The organism is Kitasatospora sp. NPDC098663 (assembly GCF_044760075.1).
Lineage (GTDB): Bacteria > Actinomycetota > Actinomycetes > Streptomycetales > Streptomycetaceae > Kitasatospora.
Genome location: NZ_JBIWAP010000020.1, coordinates 60,773 through 80,247 on the forward strand (window position 1 = coordinate 60,773; position 19,475 = coordinate 80,247).

Consider the following 19,475-nt stretch of genomic DNA (forward strand, 5'->3'; position numbering starts at 1 on the left):
GCCGGGGCCGCTCATATGGCGCCCGCCAGGTCGCGGGTGCGGCCGTCGCGGACGACGATCTCGCGGTCGGCGTAGGCAGCGACCCTGACCTCGTGGGTGACCAGGACGACGGCGGCGCCGCTCTCCCGGGCGGCCTGGGTGAGCAGCTTCATCACCCGCTCGCCGTTGAGGGAGTCGAGCGCGCCGGTCGGCTCGTCGGCGAAGACCGCTCTGGGCCCGGTGATCAGGGCCCGCGCGGCGCCGACCCGCTGCCCCTGGCCGCCGGACACCTCGCCGGGGCGCTTGGCGGCCACGTCGTCCACCTCCAGACGCTCCAGCCATTCGCGGGCCCGGGCCTCGGCGGCCCGGCGGCGCAGTCCGTTGAGACGCAGCGGGAGCGCGACGTTCTCCAGGCAGGAGAGTTCCGGGACGAGCTGGCCGAACTGGAACAGGAAGCCGAACTCGGTGCGCCGCAGGGCGCTCAGCTCGGCGTCGGAACAGGCGGTGAGGTCGCGTTCCCGGTAGCGGAGGTGGCCGCTGTCGGGTCGGGTGATCCCGGCGAGGCAGTGCAGCAGGGTGGACTTGCCGGAGCCCGACGGGCCCATCACGGCGACGAGTTCGCCGGCCGCGACGGTGAGCGAGGCCCCGCCGAGCGCCGGGGTGAGCCCGAAGTTCTTGTGCAGGTCGTGGGCGGCGAGCAGGGGTTCGGACATGGTCAACGCTGGGACTCCGTGATGCGGGCGGCGAGTTCGTCCAGGCGGGCGGCGGTGAGCTCCAGCCAGCGCAGGTCGGCTTCCAGGTGGAACAGGGCGTGGTCGCAGATCAGCTGGTCGGTGAGGTCACCGGTGAGCTTGCGGCGGGTCAGCACCCGCATCTCCTTGAGGTGTTCGGCCCGCTGCGCGTCCAGGACGTCGGCGCCGGAGCGGCCGGTCAGGAGGGCGAGCACGACCTTCTGGTAGAGCGTGCTCTGCAGGTACGGCTGCGGGCTCTCCGGCTGCGCGAGCCAGTTGGCGAGGTCGGTGACCCCGGCCTCGGTGATCGCGTACCGCTTCCGCTCCGGGCCGTCGCCGGCCTCGACGCCGTCGACCACCACCAGCCCGTTCTTCAACAGCCGGGAGAGCGTCGCGTACACCTGCCCGTAGTGCAGGCCGCGGTCGCGCCCGAAGTGCTCGTCATGGAGGCGTTTGATGTCGTATCCGTGGCGGGGCTGGGTCTCCAGCAGGCCGAGGAACAGCTGTCCGAGTGACATGCTCCGGGACTATACAGGCCATGTATACACACAGGTGTATAGCGGGCCCCCTCGGGGCCTGGCCGGCGCCGCCGCTACGGCCGCGGCCTCCCCGAGCAGGACTCGGGGAGGCCGGAGAGGTTCGGTGCCCGGGTCAGTTCAGACCGTGGGCCCGGCGGTCAGGACGCCTGGGCGCGCACCAGCCAACGCTGGTTGGCATTGGCGGTGCAGGACCAGACCCCGAGCGCGGTGCCGTTCGCGTCTGCCCAGCCGGGCAGTTCGAGGCACTTGTCGGAGATTGGGTTGTAGAGCGTGCCGTCGTAGCGACGGACCCAGGTCTGCGCGTCGTCGGCGGCGCAGGTCTGGAAGGACACCTGGAATACCGGCCGACCAAGTCCACCGTGTCGATCCCCGGCAGCGAGATCGGCAAGACCGGGCAGGCGACCTACGAGTACGAGACCGTCTACGACCCGATCACCGGTGCCGTGACCACCGAGTACCGGGCCGCCGTCGGCAACCTCGCCTACGAGTCGATCGGCTACAACTACGAGATCTACGGCCTGCTGCACGACCTGGGCGGGGCCGACGACACCTACCTCCGTCAGTCCGACTGGGACGCCTACGGACGCAACATCCGCTCCACCGTCAACCCGTTCGGCTGGCAGATCGTCGCCACCAACACCTACGACGAGTCCACCGGGCGTCCGCTGACGCAGTACGTCGACAAGCAGACCTCCACCGACGGCACGGTCCAGAACACGACCTACGCCTACAACCAGGCCGGCCGGATCACGGCGATCCGGAGCATCCCGAACAACACCCCGGCCGCCACCGACCTGCAGTGCTTCTCCTACGACTACCTGGGCCGCCTCACCACCGCGTGGAGCGACACCGGGCGGCTCGACCAGCCCACCCCGTCCCTGGCAGGCCAGGGGGCGTGCGCCAACTCCACTCCCACCAGCGGGGCTTCGGCGCCTTCGAAGACGACGGTGGGCGGCAACGCCGCCTACTGGCAGGACTACACCTACGACCTGACCGGCAACCGCACCAAGCTCGTCGACCACAACCCGGCCGGTGACCAGTCCAAGGACGTGAAGGTCGACCAGACCTTCCCGACCCCCGGTACCCGCAACACGCCGACCACCGCGGCCGGCACGGGCGGCGGCACGGGCGGCCCGCACGCACTCGCCAGCGGCACGTACACCTACGGCTCGGCCACCGCCCCCCAGGGCACCGACGAGTACGACGCGGCCGGCAACACCACGAAGATCAACAACCCCAACGGCATCAAGATCCTCAACGCCGGGTCCGTCCTCAAAGCCGGTGAGAGCGTGCGCTCCAACAGCGTCCGACTCGCCATGCAGGACGACGGCAACCTGGTGCTCAGCTCGCTGCGCACCGGCCAGGTCCTCTGGTCCACCAACACCCAGAACCACCCGGGAGCCTGGGCCACCATGCAGGACGACGGCAACTTCGTCGTCTACGACTCGCAGCGCGTCGCGCTCTGGTCCTCGCAGACCTGGGCGGGCAACGCCAGCGGCTACTTCGCGACCGTCCAGGACGACGGCAAGTTCATCGTCTACGCGCCCGGTTGGAACTCCAAGTGGGCCACCTCCACCTGGAACGCCGCCGACTCGGCCAATGCCTCCACGCTGACCTGGGACGTCGAGGGCAAGCTCGCCTCGCTCGCCCAGGGTTCGGCCGTCACGACGTACGTCTACGACGCCGACGGCAACCAGCTGATCCGCCGCAACCCCGGCAAGGTCACCGTCAACCTCGGCGGCGGCGACGAACTCACCTACGACACCGGCACCAAGACCAGCAGCGGCACCCGCTACTACAGCATCCCCGGCGGCATCACCCTGGTCCGCGAGAGTCCGACCAAGCTCACCTACCAGTTCGCCGACCACCACGGCACCAACACCCTGTCCATCGGCCGCGACAGCCTCGCCGAGACCCGCCGCCCCACCGACCCCTTCGGCGCCCCGCGCGGCACCACCTCCAGCACCACCGCCTGGGCCGGCGACAAGGGCTACGTGGGAGGCCTCAAGGACGACGCCACCGGCTTCACCAACCTCGGCGCACGCCAGTACCAGCCCACCACCGGCCGCTTCCTCAGCGCGGACCCGCTGCTCCTGCCCAACGACCCGCAGCAGTGGAACGCCTACGTGTACAGCAACAACGACCCAGTCAACAAGACGGACCCCACCGGCATGGCCCTGGAGGAATGCGCCAGCGGGATGGCCAAGTGCTCCAACATGGGCACCAAGGTGGAGGGCGAGGGGCCGAACTACCAGAGGATCGTCGAGGAGAACAAGAAGGTCGACGACAAGTATGATCAGGCCAAGGAGGCTGGCTGGGGTTCGATTCCGAACGGGGCGAAGCGCAAACCTCTCAAGGTGAACCCCGGCGCGGATAACGGCATTATCATGGCCCGCTTCTACATCCACACCAAGCTGGCTCTTATGGACGCGCTGCTCGGCGACAATAGGGGGCCCACCTTGAAGCCGGATGCCAGCTATCGGATGGCTCTTTTCTGGGACACGGAGTCCGGGAATATGACCTTCACCGTATCTGCCTCTCACGAGTCCCCGCCGTCTAATTACCAGATTGCAAGGGGGCTGGCCAGGCCTGGGATTAAGTTGAAACCTGCGATGGATATCGTGGAAGCCGAACCAGACGTTTGGCACAGTTTGAAGTGGCAGAACGCCATTCACGTCGAGGGAACAAAGTCGGGTGCGAAGGTGAAGATCCACGGGATCAACAGCGAGCTCCCAATTTTCGCCGTTGACGATGAATTGGACATCGACTTCAGGGGTAGCGGTGACGTTTCCGTGCGGCGGCGCGGCGATTCGTACCCCGACATGGAAGTGGTCCAGTATAAGCGCGGGCAGCATGCGTCGATGCTCGCCTTTGACCCAATGTCATCGGAGACGGGTCTCCCCGCGGCTCCATTCTGGCCCAAGATGGACAGCACTTGGGTCTCCGGAAAGTGCACGGAAGGTTGCTAGCTATGACTGAGGCAAACTGTCGATCGGTTAGCGGGTCCACCTTCCGGTGGATTTCTACCTGCGCCGTTCGCTATGCCGTGGTCTTCATGGTTGGCTGGATGGCGATATCGCTGACGGCTCCCAGGATGTCGGACCGGGCTGGAGGTTACGGTGCCCGGAAGACTTTGTGGGGATCTTTTCTGGGATACATGGAAGGGGCTCCAGGGATGTTCCTGATGATCGGAGTCCCATCCCTGATATTGCTGGCGCTGATTTCCAGGAGAAGAGGAACCTCTGCGCCTGATGAGTTCAGGGCATTTGTCGCGGCGCTCCTTGTCATCCCTGCGCTGGTGCTCTTCCTGGTCGGCACATGGGTGATGGTCGCCATCCAGGTGGCGGTGCAGATCCTCTTTGCAGCGATCATCATGCCGGTTGCCAGGGAAAAGGAAAGCTTCTAGGATCGTTGAAGCACGTGGCCGGTTAAATTAGGTCACGATCAGTTTATGTGGGCGCTCGGCTGGATTTCCCAGCCGAGCGCCTCGCAGAATCCAGCGCTTGTTGGGCCGAAGGGATCGTCTGAGGCGGCAGTGAATGTGGATGCTTCGGGGGCGCAACTCAAATAAGTGGTTCTCTGCGAGGCGAGGAGGTGTGTTGCCTCGGACGGCTTCGCCCGCCCGGGTGACTTCGAGTAGTGCGCGTTGAGACGTTTAGAACGCAGGTATCGGGTGATCGAGACTCTGGGGTCAGGCTGGGAACGAGCCCAGGGCCTATTGCGTGTCCTTGCTGTCTCCCTGACTGGCATCTTGCCGCTGGCGGCTTCGTGCGCGGTGGCGAAGGAGGCTGTCCCAGCTGTTATCGGGTCCTGGAAGGCGCCCGTCGCTTCGATCCAGTTCCTGGAGGGCGGCAAGCTTGGCGAGGTAAGCCTGCTCCCCGCCATGTGTCGTGGAAAGAAGTCCCCGACTGCGGTGAAGTTCACCGGTACCTGGAAGTACGGGGCGCGTTCCGATGCTGGACCTGGCGCGGTCGCCCAATTGGTCTCCGTCGACGGCGATCTGAGGTGCGAGCGGTTCTTCCAGTACGGCAAGGACCAAGGTGAGGAGTGGTTGCAACTGACCGATGCGGACGACGGCGGCGTGCCGTTCGCCGCGTTCCTTCGGCAGTAGGTCCGTTTCGGGAGCCGCCCCATCCGATGTGTCGGATGGGGCGGCTCCCGTAATGGAGGATGGGCGACGCGGGGTCGGGGGTCTTCGTGGTGCTGCGGGGCTGCTACTCCGGGGGTGACTGGGAGATCTATCTACGGGAGGAGCGGAGAGGAGCGGTGGCCAGGCTGGGCGGACAGTCGCCGGGGGAGCGCGCAGCGGGGCTTCTCCGGGGTGCAGGGACTCGGAGAGCGATGGCTTCAGCGCCGGGTTGCAATTCAAAGTGGGGCGCCTCCACCTGGAGCGCCGCCGACTCGGCCAACGCCTCCACGCTGACCTGGGACGTCGAGGGCAAGCTCGCCTCACTCGCCCAGGGTTCGGCCGTCACGACGTACGTCTACGACGCCGACGGCAACCAGCTGATCCGCCGCAACCCCGGCAAGGTCACCGTCAACCTCGGTGGCGGCGACGAACTCACCTACGACACCGGCACCAAGACCAGTACCGGCACCCGCTACTACAGCATCCCCGGCGGCATCACCCTGGTCCGCGAGAGCCCGACCAAGCTCACCTACCAGTTCGCCGACCACCACGGCACCAACACCCTGTCCATCGGCCGCGACAGCCTCGCCGAGACCCGCCGCCCCACCGACCCCTTCGGCGCCCCGCGCGGCACCACCTCCAGCACCACTGCCTGGGCCGGCGACAAGGGCTACGTGGGAGGCCTCAAGGACGACGCCACCGGCTTCACCAACCTCGGCGCACGCCAGTACCAGCCCACCACCGGCCGCTTCCTCAGCGCGGACCCGCTGCTCCTGCCTGCGGACCCGCAGCAGTGGAACGCGTACGTGTACAGCAACAATGACCCGGTCAACAAGACGGACCCCACCGGCATGGCCCTGGAGGAGTGCGCCAGCGGGATGGCCAAGTGCTCCAACATGGGCACCAAGATCGAGGGCGAGGGCGAGAACTACCAGAAGATCGTCGCGCAGATCCAGGCGCAGGCTGGCGCACGGCGGGATGGGTACGAGCGCTTTCTGCAGCACCAGTCGATGGCAAAGACTTCGAAGTGGGTTGGCGCGGCGCCCAGCACGGAGGAGATGGAGAAAAGCATGCGGCAGATGCGGCGTGCTACGGGACTGGAGCTGGAGAAGGACTACCTTGCGAAGTCGCCCTACCCGACCTCGCTGCAGGAAGGACAGTCCACGATCAAGATTGGCAAAGTCAACACCGCCGAGGTGGATGTCTGCGCTGCCCTCAACGCCATCACTTGCCTCGACGCCTGGGGCATCAAGGATTGGTCAGAGGAGATGGTGGCTAAGGAGTATCCGGGAATCGGGGATAGGGACGACCGTGTCAACTCCTTTCGGCACCTCATGTGGCAGGCGCGACTCTCCTACGAGCAAGGTGCGGAGAATGCCGAACACTGGGCAATCGCACATGAGGCCTTTGGGCCCCAACCGGACCTGTCCGACTACAACTACCGCGACCATCTCTCGGACCTGGTGAACAATGCCCGCGGCCGGAACATCGGCGTCGAGGCCAGCAGGTACGGGAATGGGCATAGTCGAGACCAGGCCATGCAGTACATCCTTGAAGCTGTCAGGGCGGATATCAGGAACGGGCTCTATGCCCGAAGAGATGACTTCCTGCCGCAGTAGGACTCAATACCGCAAGCAAGTAAGCGAGACCGGGCTGGTATAGCGTCAGCCCGGTCTCGCACCACCTGTGAAAGGCTGGAGAGCTGTGGCTGGTCGATGGAAGCACTTGAAGTCCCGGGAGGGCGTTGTCCTGCTCGTGGGTGTTCTGCTGATCGCGGGTCTGGCAGGGTATCTGAAGGTCCGGTCGGGCGGGCCGGATCCGAAGGACTACGTGGGGCGTTGGGCGTCGCGGGACGAGGTGATCGAGTTGCGGGAGGGGGGCCGGCTCGGTGAGGTGCGGCTCGACGGGTACTTCTGCGCGAAGGATCCCGTCGGGCAGGGGGCGGCGTTGGGGGAGTACCAGGGGAGTTGGCGGACGGGGAGTGTGGACGACGCGGGGTCGGGAGTCTTTGTGGTGCTGCGGGACTACTACTCCGGGGGTGACTGCGAGATCTATCTGCAGGAGGAACGAAAAGGTGCGGTGGCCAGTCTGGGCGGTCAGCCGCGGGGGAGCGCGGAGCGGGTCTTCTCCAGGGTGTAAAGGCTCGAAGAACGATGGCTCCAGCACTGGGTGTCAGGGGGTGTCGGGATTCCGGCGGCGATTGTTGGATGTTGTCAGGGTGGGTGTCGACATCTTCCGCCGCCTGATGCGCCTGGTGTCACTGTGGTTACCGCGATGCGTCGACCGGGGTGCCGCCGTGCGGCGGGCCGGCGGTGCCGGCGGTGCCAGCTCTGGACGCGGCGCTGGTGGTCGACTTCGCGCTGGTCGGCAAGGTCGGGGTGGATACAGGACCGTCCTGTTTGCGCTCCGGTTGCGTCACTCTTCCTCCCTCCTTCGGGCTGTACCTACCAGAATGGCGGGTGTGTATCAGGGTGTTGATTGACGGATTGAATCGAGTCGGCCGGTGGTTCGGTCGAGCGCTGCTGAGATATCTTGTGGCGTGCGTGGCTCCCGTGTGCGTTGTCGTGCTCGTTCTTTCAGCATTTGCGCCCGGCGGGCATGATGCGAATGGATTCTCTCGAGCCGACTCCCTGGACAGTCTCAAGCTGCTGGCGCTTATCTCGCTCATAATAACTGTCCCGACACTGTTCTTTCTCTTCCTGGTCTCTTTTTGGGCGGCCAGGGGGAGGAGCGTTCGGGGGATGGCTGCCGTGTTGTTTGCTCTGCCTCCACTGCTCTATCTCTTTGCGGGTGCCTGGCCCTTCCTATCGATGAGCGCACTCGGTGTGATCTACGCAATGGTGGTGATGCCCGCGCCTGCGCCCAGATCCTGATTTTGCGACATTCGGGTCCCAGGACGCGTGATGCGTGTCGGGGGCCCAGATATTTATTCCGGGTACTTGCATTAACTGTCTGTCCAATCCCTGGTGGGGCTCACCGAGGGGAGGTGTTTCCATTCAGGGCCCACCGTTGATCGGATTCAAATCCGACTTCAATTCGAAGGGGGGGGGATTACTTTCACCTCGGAGCAGGATGACTAGGGTCCGGGTGAGTCGATGGATTGTCGTTTCTGACTGGGCGGTGCTACCGTATGCTGTCCTTGTCCTGCGAGATCAGGAGCATTGATGGTCGTTCTTGGCATGCTAATTCCGGTCGTCCTAGGATTGGCTGTGGTCACGAATTTTCGCGGGATTCGTGACTTCTTCGCGTTGTCCGAAAGTGGGGAAACTAAGAAGTCGGCCCCGGTGATCTTGTTGCTCATCAGCTGGTTCTTTATGCTGGTTCCCGGGGCTGCTGTTCTCGACATGGCCATCACGGCACTCCTGCACTGACCTGTTCGGACTGCCGCAGACGGTGGCGCACGACGTCTGTGGCGGCGGGGCGGTCTTCGAGACGGCCCCGCCGCCGGTCGTTTCAGAGATCCTTTGATGGAGGGCGCGTGAAGGGGCGGCGAATCGTCCTGTGGAGTGTGCTCGGTGGGTTGCTGGGCGTCCTCGGGGTGGGCTGGGCCGTGTGGATGATGGTCCGACTTCCGGGCCCTGACGTGCCGGATCCGGTCGGACGGTGGAGCGGTGGAACGGCGACTGTCGAGCTTCTCCCGGAAGGGCGGGTCGGATCGGCACGAGTGCCGGCCCGCGTGTGCGGCGTTGCCTCGGCGGATCGCGAACGGCCGACGGAGATCGAGGGGCGCTGGAAGAAGTCGATCCTCGATGACGTGGGGCCGGGGGTCTACGTGGACGCGACTCGGAAGGACGGGAGCGGTAGTTGTCGGTTCTGGCTGACGGCTGAGGAGAACGGGAAGGACCTGTGGGTCCTGGTCCGCCAGGGGTTCGTCATGAAGAAGGGCTTCTCCGGGGTGTAGGGGCTCGGAGGGTGCCGGCTTCGGTGCCGGGTGTCAGGGGGGCGTCAGGAGTGGGGCGGTGATCGTTGGGATGTCGTCAAGAGTGGTCGAGGTCCGGGGTGGGGTCGGGTGAGGTGGGTGGGTGCCGACTCCTCCGTTGCCTGATGTGCCTGGTCCCACTGGTGGTTACCGCAATGCGCCTACCGGGGTGCCGCCGTACGGCGGGTCGGCGGTGCCGCCGGTGCCGTCGCTGGACGGGACGCTGGTGGTCGACTTCGCGTTGGTGGGCAAGGCCGGGGCGGCTGCGGGCAAGGCGGCCGAGGGCATGGCTGCTGCCTGGACGGCGCTGAGTTCGGCGGCCCTGTTCGGTGCGGCGCCCTGGGGGGATGATCCGGCGCTCGGGCAGGGCTTCGACCAGGTCTTCGCCCAGCCGCGGGACGATCTGCTGAAGGCGGTGCAGGCGTTGCCGGACACCTTGCGCAAGCTGGCCGACGCCCTCGGCGCCACGCGCAGCACGTTCGAGAGGGCCGACGAGCACGCCACGGAACTCGCCTGGACGTTCCCGGGGCCCGGTAGCGGCGGCGCGTGATGGCGGTCGACGCCCCCAACGCCTCGCTGCCGGACGGGTTGCAGAACCTGCTGATGATCCTGGTGGGCAACAAGTGGCCCACCGGGAACGAGAGCGCGCTGCGGGCCGAGGCGGATGCCTGGGCCGAGGCGGCGAAGTCGATCCGTGCCTGCGTCCTGGACCTGACGGACGCCAAGTCCCAGCTCGACCAGGGTCTGAGCGGTGCCACCAGGGACGCGTTCGACGCCTATCTGGCCAGGCTGGCCGTCGCCGACGACGCCGCGCTTCCGCTCATCGCCCAGTGCTGCGACGCCGCCGCCGACGCGCTGCGCAACCTGGCGAACCAGATCGAGACCCTGCGCATCGAGATCATCGGTGCGCTGGTGGTCCTGGCCGTTCAACTGGCCATCGACGCGGCGTTCTTCCTCTTCGGTGGGGCCGAGGCGGCGCCCGTGGAGATCGCCTTCACCAGGGCCCTGGTGTGGGCCTTCCTGCGCAAGGCGCTGATCAGCGCGGTGACCCGGGTCGCCGAGTCGGTGCTGGCCCAGGTGGGCTTCGACCTGCTGGCCCAGGTGATCGAGCTGGGCCAGGGCCACCGCACGTCGATCGACGGCGGCGAGCTGGGCACGGCCGCCATCAACGGGGCGGTGGGCGGCGCGGTCGGTGTCGGTGCCGGGTGGCTCGGCAAGGGGCTGGGCAAGGGTCTGGGAAAGGGGCTCGGGAAGGGCTTCACCTCGCTGACCGGCAAGGAGGCCGGCGCGTTCGCCAAGGGTGCGGCCGGCCTGGTCTGGAACACCGGCTACGGGGCGCTGACCGGGATGGCCGAAGGCGCGGCGCAGGATGCGGTGTTCGGGTTGTCGGGTGACTACGTGTCGGGCGCGGCCAACGGCGCGTTCGCCGGGGCGTGGGGGTGGCGGCACGGGGCGATGAATCCCGGGAACAAGTTCTCCATCTCGCCGGGCGACCACATCGAGGGCTGGCTGAACGGCAGGCTGGAGGGCCCGCGCCCACCGCGCGGCGGCACGACGGGGGACGGTACGGCGGGGGATGGTACGCCAGGGGGCGGCCCGTCGGAGATCGAGCTCGTCCCGGTCGGGAACCTGCCCCATGAGCTGCCGCCGCTGCCGCCGCAGGACACGGACCTCTCGGGCCTGTTCCACGAGATGGGCCACTTCCCGGCCCCCGTCGGCGACTTCAGGTCGACGCACGGCGGCACCCCGGCTCCGCAGCACCCGCGGCCGCGGACTGTCTCCGACGCCATCCTGGAGGAGCTCGATCCGGGCGTGCACCAGCCCTCCTGATGGGGAGTCGGGAGGGCTGGTGTCGGCGCGGGGGGCGGGGTGTTATCGGCTGCCCGCCGGGGCGAGGGGGGCCAGGGTGCCGGGGTAGAGGTATTCCTTCGCCGGGATCGTGGTGCTGTGGGCCCAGGCGTCGAAGAAGCCCTTGAGGTCCTTGCCCGAGACCTTGGCGGCGAGGGCCTCGAACTGGGGGAAGGTGGCGTTGCCGTAGGCGTGGTCGGCGGTCCAGCGCTTGAGGGTGGCGAAGAACGTGTCGTCTCCGACGGTGCGCCGCAGGGCGTGCATCATCAGGGAGCCCTTGAAGTAGAGGGCCGTGGCGAGTTCCTTGCCCTGACCGGGGTCGTACAGCTTGGTGGACCAGTACTCCGGGTTGTTCCTGTTCCCCTCGATGCCGGGGGCGTAGAAGCCGGTGTCGAGGTTGCTGCCCTGGTGCTCGTCCCACAGCTGGTTGGCGTACTGGGCGACGCATTCGGCGATGCAGCCGTCGCGCCAGTCGGTGAACGAGACGCTGTCGCCGAACCACTGGTGGGTGATCTCGTGGACGGCCGCGGAGTCCCAGAAGTAGTTGGTGTAGGTGGGCCGGCTCTGGGTCTCCAGGTCCGGCGCGCCGGTGCCCGTTTCCTTGGTCCAGCTGCGGACGATGGCGCCCGCGGAGGAGAACGGGTACGGGCCGAACTTGGAGGCCAGGAAGGCGATGATCTCGGGCTGCTGGGCCTCGGTCGCCTTGGCCATGTCGTCGATCGGCACGTCCGGGCCGTAGGCGGTGATGACGGGTGTCCCGTCGGGCAGCGCCGAGCGGTGGACGGTGAACTTGTCGATGGCGACGGTGCTGAGGTAGGTCGCCATCGGCTTGTCCTCGCGCCAGCGGAAGGTGGTCGAGCCGTCCTTGCTGGTGGTCTGGCCGGGCCGGCCGTTGCCGATGGCGGTCCAGCCGTCGGGGACGGTCGCGGCGAGCGAGAAGGTGGCCTTGTCGGACGGGTGGTCGTTGGACGGGAACCAGGAGGTCGCCGAGTGCGGCTCGCCCATCGCGTTGACACCGCCGGACACCAGCTGGTGCCAGCCCTCGGGGTCGGGCTTGCCCGCGTACACGACGCGTACGGCGAAGGTGGCGCCGCCGGCGAGTCGGCGGGCGGGCACGATGTCCAGCTTGTGTTCGCCCGAGCGGGAGAACGACTTGGCCGGGGTGCCGTTCACGGTGACGGAGGTGACCTGGAAGCCCTTGAGGTCCAGGGAGAGGCGGTCCAGCGACTGCAGGGCCCGGGCGGTGACGGTCGTGTCGCCGTTCAGCTGGTCGGGGTGCGCCGGGTCGTAGGCGATCCGGACGTCGTAGTTCGACACGTCGTAGCCGACGTTGCCGTCTTCGGGGAAGTACGGGTCCCCGATGCCGGCCGCTCCTGCGGGGGCGGCGGTCAGGGCGACGCCGAGGGCGGTGGCGGCGGCCACCAGGGTGGCGGCCCTGCGGCGGTGGCGGCTCAGTGGTGTGCGCATCTGGGGCTCCTGGGGGCGGGCGGTCAGGACCGGTCGGCGGCGGGGGCGGTGGCCGGGGCGGCGGGCTTGGCGGCTGCGGGCTTGGCGGTGGCGAACTGCCAGACCACGCCGATCATGGCGTTGGTGCTGGTCGCCTGTGTCGCGGGGTCGACGTTGGCGAGGTTGTCGCACGCGCTGTGGAGGCAGTCCGAGACGCCGCTGCTGAAGCCGGACGACGGGATGCCCGCGTCCCCGAACGGCTGGCTGTCGGAGCTGTCCAGCGGGATGTCGAAGGTCGCCAGGCCCCGGTCGGTGAACCACTTCTCGAAGGCCTGGAAGGCCGCGGTCTCGTTGTTCTTCGCGTCCTTCACCAGGAGGTACACCTGGAGGTTCTTGCTGCCCGCCTGGTCGAGGTTGAGGTACAGGTCGATGGCCTTGCGGTCACCGGCGGACAGGTTCTTGACGTAGTCCGCCGAGCCGACCATCCCCAGCTCCTCCGCCCCCCACCAGGCGAAGCGCAGGTGCCGCTCGGGCTTCAGCTTGGCCTTGGCCACCTGGAGGGCGGTGGTCAGGACGGCCGCCGAGCCGGAGCCGTTGTCGTTGATCCCCGGGCCCATCGGGACGCTGTCCAGGTGGGCGCCGGTGAGCAGCACATGGCCGGGGTCGCCGCCCGGCCAGTCGGCGATCAGGTTGTAGCCGTCCTTGCCGTCGTGGGAGAAGCGGCGCAGCTGCGTCTGGAAGCCGGCCCGGTCCAGCGCGTGCTTCACGTACGCCACCGACTCCGCGTACCCCTTGGTGCCGTGCGCGCGGTTGCCGCCGTTGCGGTCCGCGATCCGCTGCAGGGCCTGGAGGTGCGGCATCACCTCGGCCGCCTCGACGGTGGGCGCGGCCGGGGCGGGCCTGTGCTCGGCGGCCGTCGCCGCGGCGGCGGGGACGGTGGACAGCAGCAGGGCGGCCCCGAGGACGTGGGCGGCGAGGGACACCAGGCGGCGGGAGGGCATCACGCGGGAGCCTTTCGGAGGCGGGGCCGGGGGCTTCCCCCGGCGGACTCCGCCCACCCTGGTCCGTCGATGTCAGGAACTTGTCGAGAGGCTGTCGGGAACCGGTAGGGGTGCTTCCGGAGGGCGACTTACGATCATCCTCATGTGCGCACATGTCGTGGTCGCCGAGGACGATCCCAAGCAGGCCGACCTGGCCCGCCTGTACCTGGAGCGGGAAGGGCACCGCGTGGTCGTCGTCCACGACGGCCGGGCCGCGCTGGAGCAGGCCCGGCGCGGCCCGGCGGACCTCCTGGTCCTCGACGTGATGATGCCCGTCATGGACGGGCTCGACGTCTGCCGTGCCCTGCGTGCCGAATCCGCCCTGCCGGTGCTGATGCTGACGGCCCGCACCGCCGAGGAGGACCTGCTGCTCGGCCTCGACCTCGGCGCCGACGACTACCTCACCAAGCCGTACAGTCCGCGCGAGCTCGTGGCCCGGGTCCGGGCCCTGCTGCGCCGCGGGTCCCGGCCGCTGCCCCAGCAGGCGGCGACCCCCGCCGCCGCGCCCCCGGCGGTGCTGACCGCCGGGGCCCTCACCGTGGACCCCCTGCGCCACGAGGTCACCGCCGACGGGCGGCCCGTCAGCTGCACGCCCGGCGAGTTCCGGCTGTTGCAGGTGCTGGCCGCCCAGCCCGGCCGGGTCTTCACCCGGGCCCAGCTGCTGGAGCACCTGCACGGCATCGACCGGTACATCACCACCCGGACCGTCGACACCCACGTGATGAACCTGCGCCGCAAGATCGAGCCCCAACCACGCCGCCCCACCCGCCTGCTGACGGTCTACGGCATCGGCTACAAGCTCGCGGAGGGGCCGCGCGGTGCGTCGTGACGCCCCGCCGCGCCGCAGCCTGCTGCTCCGGCTGCTCGCCCTCTCCGCCCTGGTCTCGCTCTGTTCGATCGCCGCGACGGCCTGGCTGACCGCCCGCACCACGACGGGCGCGATCAGGCAGGAGCAGCGCCAGGTCCTCGCGGACCAGGCCCGGATCTACCACGAACTGCTCGGCTACGCCGCGACCCACCCCGACTGGACGGGGGTGGAGAGCACCGTGCGGCGGCTCGCCGCCGACACCGGGCAGCGCATCCTGCTGACCACGCCGCGCTTCGAGCCCGTCGTCGACTCCGCGGCCGCCGCACCCGGGCCGAGCCAGGCCGCCACCTCCGGGACCCCCGCCACCGCCCCCGGGTCACCGACCCCGGGCGCCGCCGACCGGACGGTGCTGCCCAGGACGCCCACCACCACCGTCGACCCGCTCTCCGTCGACCTCGCCATGCTGCCCGACGCCCCGGCCGACCGGATCGACGCCCGCGCCGTGGGCCCGTTCCGGCTGACGACCGCCGAGCGCGCGGCCATGGAGGAGGCCGCGCGGGACCGGGCCGGCTGCCTGCGGTCGGAACTGGGCGTCGAGGCGACCGTCACCGACGACGCCGCCGGCCGCCCCGTGGTGAGCGTCCCCGGCGGCCGGCCGCCCGGCGTGCGCTGCGCGCCCCCGCTGGTGCTGGACGCCCCGACCCGCACCGAGAGTGCCGCCCTCGCCGACCTCACCGCGCTCGTCAACGCCTGCCTGGAGCGCCAGCGGATCCGGCCCGTGACGCTGTCCCTGGGGCTGCAGTGGGCTCCGGCCCGCGACCGGGAGCAGGAGCAGGTGATCTCCGCCTGCCTCGCCAACTCCCGCCGGCAGCAGCTCGTCCGGTACGTGGCGCCGCCGGTGCTGCTGTTCGTCGGCGCGCCCGCCGGCGCGGCGGACCAGGCCCCCGTGCTGTCCGCCCCGCACCGGGGGCGGGTCGCCGAGGTCGCCGCGCTGGTGCTGGCGGTCACCGTGGCGATCACCACGGTGGTCGGGCTGCGGCTCTCCCGGCCGCTGAACGCGCTCACCCGCGCCGCCCGGCGGATGACCGACGGGGACCTCTCCGCCCGGGTGACCGCGACCGGCCGCGACGAGATCGCCGGACTCGCCGCCGCCTTCAACGCCATGGCGCAGCGCCGGGAGCAGCTGGAGGAGCTACGGCGGGCGATGGTCGGCGACATCGCGCACGAGCTGCGCACCCCGCTCAGCAACATCCGGGGCTGGCTGGAGGCCGTCGAGGACGGCGTCGTCACCGCCGACGGCGCCCTGACGGGTTCGCTGCTGGAGGAGGCCCTGCAACTCCAGCACCTGATCGACGACCTGCGGGACCTCGCCGATGCCGACGCGGGTGAACTGGCCCTGCACCGCGAGCCCGTGGACGTCGAGGACCTGCTGGCCCAGGTCGCCACCGCGCACGGCGCCCGGGCGCAGGCGTCGGGCGTGGCCCTGGTCGTCGAGACCGCCGACGCCCCGGCCGGGTACGAGGTGTTCGCCGATCCGGTGCGCCTGCGCCAGCTGGTGGGCAACCTGGTCGCCAACGCCGTCCGGCACACCCCGGGGGGCGGCACGGTCACCCTGCGGGCCCGGACGGAGTCCGACGCCCTGCTGATCGAGGTCGCCGACACCGGCGGCGGCATCGCCGAGGCGGACCTGCCGTTGGTGTTCGAGCGCTTCTGGCGGGCCGACAAGTCCCGCAACCGGCAGAGCGGCGGCAGCGGTCTGGGCCTCGCCATCGTCCGCAAGCTCGCCGAGCTCCACGGCGGCGGCGTCCACGCGGCCAGCACCCCCGGCGCGGGCTCGGTGTTCACCGTGCGCCTGCCCGCTCCGACGGCCGCCGGGTGCGGGGGTGGAGCGGGCCGATAGCTAAATCATCGACATATGTTTGCCATTGATCTATGCTCACGGCCATGGCTAACCGTCAACTACAGGAGCCGACGCGGCTCGTGCTCACCGCGCTCGCCGATGCCCCGCGGCACGGCTACGCGATCGTCCAGGAAGTCCTGGCCATCTCCGACGGCCGGACCAAGCTGCTCACCGGCACCCTCTACACCGCGTTGGACCGGCTCCTCCAGCAGGGGCTGATCCGGATCGACCACGAGGAGGTCGTCGGTGGCCGGATGCGGCGCACCTTCGCCCTCACCGAGGACGGCCGGGACGTCCTGGGCGCGGAGACGGCACGGCTGCGGGCCGGAGTCGTCGAGGCCGAGCGCAGGCTCGCGCTCGGGCGGGGGCCGCGCCTGGGGGCGCTCCGGCTGAGCGGCGGTGCGGCATGACCGCGCAGCAGGCCGGGGCGCTGCCCGGCAGGCTCCCCCTGATCGGCATCTACCCCGCCGCCTACCGGGCCTCGCACGGCGAGGAGATCGCCGCCGTCTTCGCCGAGTCCGTCGAGGGCGCCGACCGGCGCACCGTGCTGCGCGAGTGGGTCACCCTGGCCGCGCACGCCGCCCGGCTGCGGACCCGGCTCAGCTCCGGCGACCCCGCGGGCCGGGCGCTCGCCGGCGCCGCGCCGTACCTGCTGGCCGGCGGGGCGGCGCTGGCCTTCGTCCAGCTGTTGATGGGTCTCTTCGTGCGGGAGCCGCACTCCGAACTGATGGGCCTGCACACCACGGCCGCGACCGTGGTGGGCGTGGTGCAGACCGTTCCCTGGCTCCTCGCGCTGCTCGGCGCCGGCCTCGGGCACTGGGGCGCCGCGCGCCTCCTGGTGCTGGTCGGCGTCCTCGCCCGGATCGGCGCCGCGGTCGGCTACTCCGTCCACCCGGCCGGGGTGCTCTTCCTGTCCCTCTACCAGCTGCCCCTCTGGCTCCTGCTCGGGGCGCCGCTGCTCATCGCCCCGCCCGACGGCGTCGACCAGCGCGTCCGCGCCCGGGTCGGGACGGTCGTCGCGGCGGCCGTCATCGCGCTGCCGATGAGCGCGCTCGTCCTCGCCTGGCCCTGGCGCGAGTTGGAGGACTACTCCGAGGTCGTCTTCCCGCGCAGCACCCAGATGCTGCTCGACGCGTCGTCGGCCTGGCCCGCCGTGGTGATGGCGACCGCCTTCCTCGTCCACTTCGCCGCCCGCCGGCCCGACCGGCCGCGCGCCGTCGGTGTGGCGCTGGCCGCGCTCCCCTGGGCGGTCATGCTCCCCGCGCCCTACTACTGGGCGCTGCCGCGCGACCTCGCCGACCTCGGGCGCAACCTCGCGGTCGTGGCCGGCCTGCTGGCCGTCGCCGCCGTCCTCGCCGCGCTCGGCCGCACCCTGGCCGCCTCCCGGGACCCGGAGCCGGTCGAGCCGGCCTGACGGCGGAGCCGGCGCCCCGAACCGACCGCCGGTGTCGGGCCGGCCGGTCCGAGGATCCCCGAGTCCCTTCTTCCGGAAGGGGCTCGGGGATCTTTCGCCGATGGTGCGGCGGTCCGGCGCGGTGTGGCGTGGATCACGGCAACGGGTGGCGGCGGCGGGACAGGAGCTGGTGTGGAGAATTCGATACGCGCCCGGGTGCGCGCTGGGGACGCGGCGGCGTTCGGGCTGGTCTTCGAGGACCACGCCCAGGCGGTGTACCGGCACGCCGTGCGGATGACCGGGGACTGGGCCGTCGCCGAGGACGTGGTCTCGCTGACGTTCCTGGAGGCGTGGCGGCTGCGCGCGCGGGTCGATCCCGAGGGGGAGAGCCTGCGGCCGTGGCTGCTGGGGATCGCGGGCAACGTCATCCGCAACACCCGTCGGGCCGCGCGGCGGCACCAGCGGGGGCTGGCCAAACTGCCGCCGCGCGAGGCGGTGCCGGACTTCGCCGGGGAGCTGGCGGGTCGGATCGCCGACGCCGAGGAGCTGGCCGCCGCGAAGGCCGCGCTGGAACGGCTGCGGCCGGCGGAGCGCGAGGTGTTCGCGCTGTGCGTGTGGGAGGGCCTGGACCACGCGGCCGTCGCCGAGGCGCTGGGCCGGCCGGTGGGGACGATCCGCTCGCGGTTGTCGCGGGCCCGGTCCAGGCTGCGGGAGTTGACGGCGAAGGAGCTCACCGCGTCGCGGTCCGCGCGCTCGGGAAGAGGTGCGCAACGCCCGGGCGCCGGCGGACAGGTAGCAGGTGACCGCGACCTCGCGGTCCGGCCGTACAAGGAGACGACCCGATGAACGCCACCCCCCGGGACCGGTCCGAGCAGACCGAGCGGGAGGAACTGGTCCGGCTGCTGCCGGCCCCGGCGGCCCCGGAGCTCCCCCCGGGCCGCCACCTCCTGCTGAAGGAACACCTGATGGACACCGTCACCGACAACTCCCGGCGCACGGCCCGGCGGCGCAGCCTGGCGTTGCGCCTGGCCCTCCCGGCGGGCCTGGCCGCCGCCCTGGTCGGCGCCCTCCTCGCCACGGGCCCCGGCCGCCCCGCCCCGGCCGCCCGGCACCAGGACACCGAGCACTCGGACGCCCAGCACCAGGACGCCCAGCACCCGGCCGACGGCACCGGCCACACGCTGGGCCGCGTCGACAACGCCGCGTACACCCTCGAAGGCGGCGACGACCTCGTCAAACTCACCATCCTGGAGCAGTACAAGCCGGTGGACCCGGACCAACTGCAGCGCGACCTGGACCGGTTCGGGATCCCCGCCCGGGTCTACGCCGGCCAGCCCGGCTGCCGCGCCTCCGAGCCGGAGCCCCTGGACAACCAGGAGGGCCAGGACAGTTGGGACATGCGGACGGAGGGCGCCGGTCCGATCGTCCTCACCGTCCGCCCCCGCGCCGTCCCGGCCGGCCTCAAGCTCTTCATCTACCTGCCCTTCGCCGGGACCGACCCCGCCCACAGCTCGCGCGAGATGCACACCGGCCTCATGCGGAGCCCGGGCCCGGCCTGCATGCCGTCCCAGGTCTACGTCAACCCCCTGGCGAGCCTGATCCCGACCCCGCCGCACTGAGCGGCTGACGGCTGACGGCTGACGGCCGGCGGGTGCGCGGCGGCAGCGGTAGCCGGCGGAGGCAGGCGATGGCAGGGGTGTCCGCCCGGGGCCTGCCGGGGGGGGTGTCGCCGGGCGGGCCGGC

At 70.1% G+C, this 19,475-nt stretch carries 21 protein-coding genes; 16 read left to right on the plus strand and 5 right to left on the minus strand.

Annotated features, from left to right (window positions below; all coding sequences use genetic code 11):
• Positions 1-11 precede the first annotated feature (11 nt).
• The 3 genes from ACIQVZ_RS22165 to ACIQVZ_RS22175 all read right to left on the minus strand — a co-directional run bounded on the left by ACIQVZ_RS22165 (position 12) and on the right by ACIQVZ_RS22175 (position 1,581).
• Positions 12-692 carry an ABC transporter ATP-binding protein gene (locus ACIQVZ_RS22165; protein ID WP_402452327.1) on the minus strand — a complete coding sequence of 227 codons (681 nt, stop codon included), beginning with the start codon at positions 690-692 and terminating at the stop codon, positions 12-14.
• Between the two features lie 2 nt (positions 693-694).
• The gene (locus tag ACIQVZ_RS22170) at positions 695-1,228 is read right to left on the minus strand and encodes a PadR family transcriptional regulator (protein WP_350881047.1); all 534 of its coding nucleotides are present in this window, start codon (positions 1,226-1,228) and stop codon (positions 695-697) included.
• A 158-nt stretch (positions 1,229-1,386) separates the two neighbouring features.
• A complete protein-coding gene (locus ACIQVZ_RS22175; protein WP_402452330.1) occupies positions 1,387-1,581 on the minus strand; it encodes a ricin-type beta-trefoil lectin domain protein in 195 nt (64 codons plus the stop codon).
• Between the two features lie 27 nt (positions 1,582-1,608).
• Between ACIQVZ_RS22175 and ACIQVZ_RS22180 the strand changes: the two genes are divergently transcribed.
• The 10 genes from ACIQVZ_RS22180 (at position 1,609) to ACIQVZ_RS22225 (ending at position 11,127) form a co-directional block, all read left to right on the plus strand.
• Positions 1,609-4,218 (plus strand): RHS repeat-associated core domain-containing protein, encoded by a 2,610-nt coding sequence (locus ACIQVZ_RS22180; RefSeq protein WP_402452332.1) that lies wholly within the window; start codon positions 1,609-1,611, stop codon positions 4,216-4,218.
• Between the two features lie 206 nt (positions 4,219-4,424).
• A complete protein-coding gene (locus ACIQVZ_RS22185) occupies positions 4,425-4,655 on the plus strand; it encodes a hypothetical protein (RefSeq protein WP_402452334.1) in 231 nt (76 codons plus the stop codon).
• Positions 4,656-4,922: 267 nt separating this feature from the next.
• Positions 4,923-5,360 carry a hypothetical protein gene (locus tag ACIQVZ_RS22190; protein WP_402452336.1) on the plus strand — a complete coding sequence of 146 codons (438 nt, stop codon included), beginning with the start codon at positions 4,923-4,925 and terminating at the stop codon, positions 5,358-5,360.
• Positions 5,361-5,590: 230 nt separating this feature from the next.
• Positions 5,591-6,997, plus strand: a complete 1,407-nt coding sequence (locus tag ACIQVZ_RS22195) for an RHS repeat-associated core domain-containing protein (RefSeq protein ID WP_402452338.1) — start codon at positions 5,591-5,593, stop codon at positions 6,995-6,997.
• A gap of 106 nt (positions 6,998-7,103) precedes the next feature.
• Positions 7,104-7,517 carry a hypothetical protein gene (locus ACIQVZ_RS22200; RefSeq protein WP_402452341.1) on the plus strand — a complete coding sequence of 138 codons (414 nt, stop codon included), beginning with the start codon at positions 7,104-7,106 and terminating at the stop codon, positions 7,515-7,517.
• 182 nt (positions 7,518-7,699) lie between these two features.
• Positions 7,700-8,251 (plus strand): hypothetical protein, encoded by a 552-nt coding sequence (locus ACIQVZ_RS22205; RefSeq protein WP_402452343.1) that lies wholly within the window; start codon positions 7,700-7,702, stop codon positions 8,249-8,251.
• A gap of 291 nt (positions 8,252-8,542) precedes the next feature.
• On the plus strand, positions 8,543-8,749 hold the full coding sequence (locus ACIQVZ_RS22210; protein WP_402452345.1) for a hypothetical protein: 207 nt from the start codon (positions 8,543-8,545) through the stop codon (positions 8,747-8,749).
• Between the two features lie 107 nt (positions 8,750-8,856).
• Positions 8,857-9,279: a hypothetical protein gene (locus ACIQVZ_RS22215; protein ID WP_402452347.1), complete on the plus strand. Its 423-nt coding sequence runs from the start codon at positions 8,857-8,859 to the stop codon at positions 9,277-9,279.
• 220 nt (positions 9,280-9,499) lie between these two features.
• The gene (locus ACIQVZ_RS22220) at positions 9,500-9,847 is read left to right on the plus strand and encodes a hypothetical protein (RefSeq protein ID WP_402452348.1); all 348 of its coding nucleotides are present in this window, start codon (positions 9,500-9,502) and stop codon (positions 9,845-9,847) included.
• On the plus strand, positions 9,844-11,127 hold the full coding sequence (locus ACIQVZ_RS22225) for a hypothetical protein (protein WP_402452349.1): 1,284 nt from the start codon (positions 9,844-9,846) through the stop codon (positions 11,125-11,127). Before ACIQVZ_RS22220 ends, ACIQVZ_RS22225 begins: the two co-directional genes overlap by 4 nt.
• A 42-nt stretch (positions 11,128-11,169) precedes the next feature.
• Here ACIQVZ_RS22225 and ACIQVZ_RS22230 read toward each other — a convergent pair whose 3' ends face one another.
• Both ACIQVZ_RS22230 and ACIQVZ_RS22235 read right to left on the minus strand, forming a co-directional pair.
• Entirely contained in the window at positions 11,170-12,612 is a 1,443-nt protein-coding gene (locus ACIQVZ_RS22230; protein ID WP_402452350.1) for a M1 family metallopeptidase, read from the minus strand.
• 23 nt (positions 12,613-12,635) lie between these two features.
• Positions 12,636-13,592: a M20/M25/M40 family metallo-hydrolase gene (locus tag ACIQVZ_RS22235; protein ID WP_402452352.1), complete on the minus strand. Its 957-nt coding sequence runs from the start codon at positions 13,590-13,592 to the stop codon at positions 12,636-12,638.
• A 142-nt stretch (positions 13,593-13,734) separates the two neighbouring features.
• Here ACIQVZ_RS22235 and ACIQVZ_RS22240 point away from each other — a divergent pair, with 142 nt between their 5' ends.
• The 6 genes from ACIQVZ_RS22240 to ACIQVZ_RS22265 all read left to right on the plus strand — a co-directional run bounded on the left by ACIQVZ_RS22240 (position 13,735) and on the right by ACIQVZ_RS22265 (position 19,351).
• Positions 13,735-14,460, plus strand: coding sequence for a response regulator transcription factor (locus ACIQVZ_RS22240; protein ID WP_350881019.1), 726 nt, complete (start codon positions 13,735-13,737; stop codon positions 14,458-14,460).
• On the plus strand, positions 14,450-16,339 hold the full coding sequence (locus ACIQVZ_RS22245) for a sensor histidine kinase (protein ID WP_402452353.1): 1,890 nt from the start codon (positions 14,450-14,452) through the stop codon (positions 16,337-16,339). Before ACIQVZ_RS22240 ends, ACIQVZ_RS22245 begins: the two co-directional genes overlap by 11 nt.
• Before the next feature lie 44 nt (positions 16,340-16,383).
• Positions 16,384-16,749, plus strand: coding sequence for a PadR family transcriptional regulator (locus ACIQVZ_RS22250; RefSeq protein WP_063351477.1), 366 nt, complete (start codon positions 16,384-16,386; stop codon positions 16,747-16,749).
• Entirely contained in the window at positions 16,746-17,753 is a 1,008-nt protein-coding gene (locus ACIQVZ_RS22255) for a hypothetical protein (protein ID WP_402452355.1), read from the plus strand. The genes ACIQVZ_RS22250 and ACIQVZ_RS22255 overlap by 4 nt, the downstream gene beginning before the upstream one ends.
• A gap of 171 nt (positions 17,754-17,924) precedes the next feature.
• Complete coding sequence (locus ACIQVZ_RS22260) at positions 17,925-18,578, plus strand: RNA polymerase sigma factor (protein ID WP_402452357.1); 654 nt, start codon at positions 17,925-17,927, stop codon at positions 18,576-18,578.
• Positions 18,575-19,351 (plus strand): hypothetical protein, encoded by a 777-nt coding sequence (locus ACIQVZ_RS22265; protein ID WP_350881011.1) that lies wholly within the window; start codon positions 18,575-18,577, stop codon positions 19,349-19,351. Before ACIQVZ_RS22260 ends, ACIQVZ_RS22265 begins: the two co-directional genes overlap by 4 nt.
• Positions 19,352-19,475: the final 124 nt, after the last annotated feature.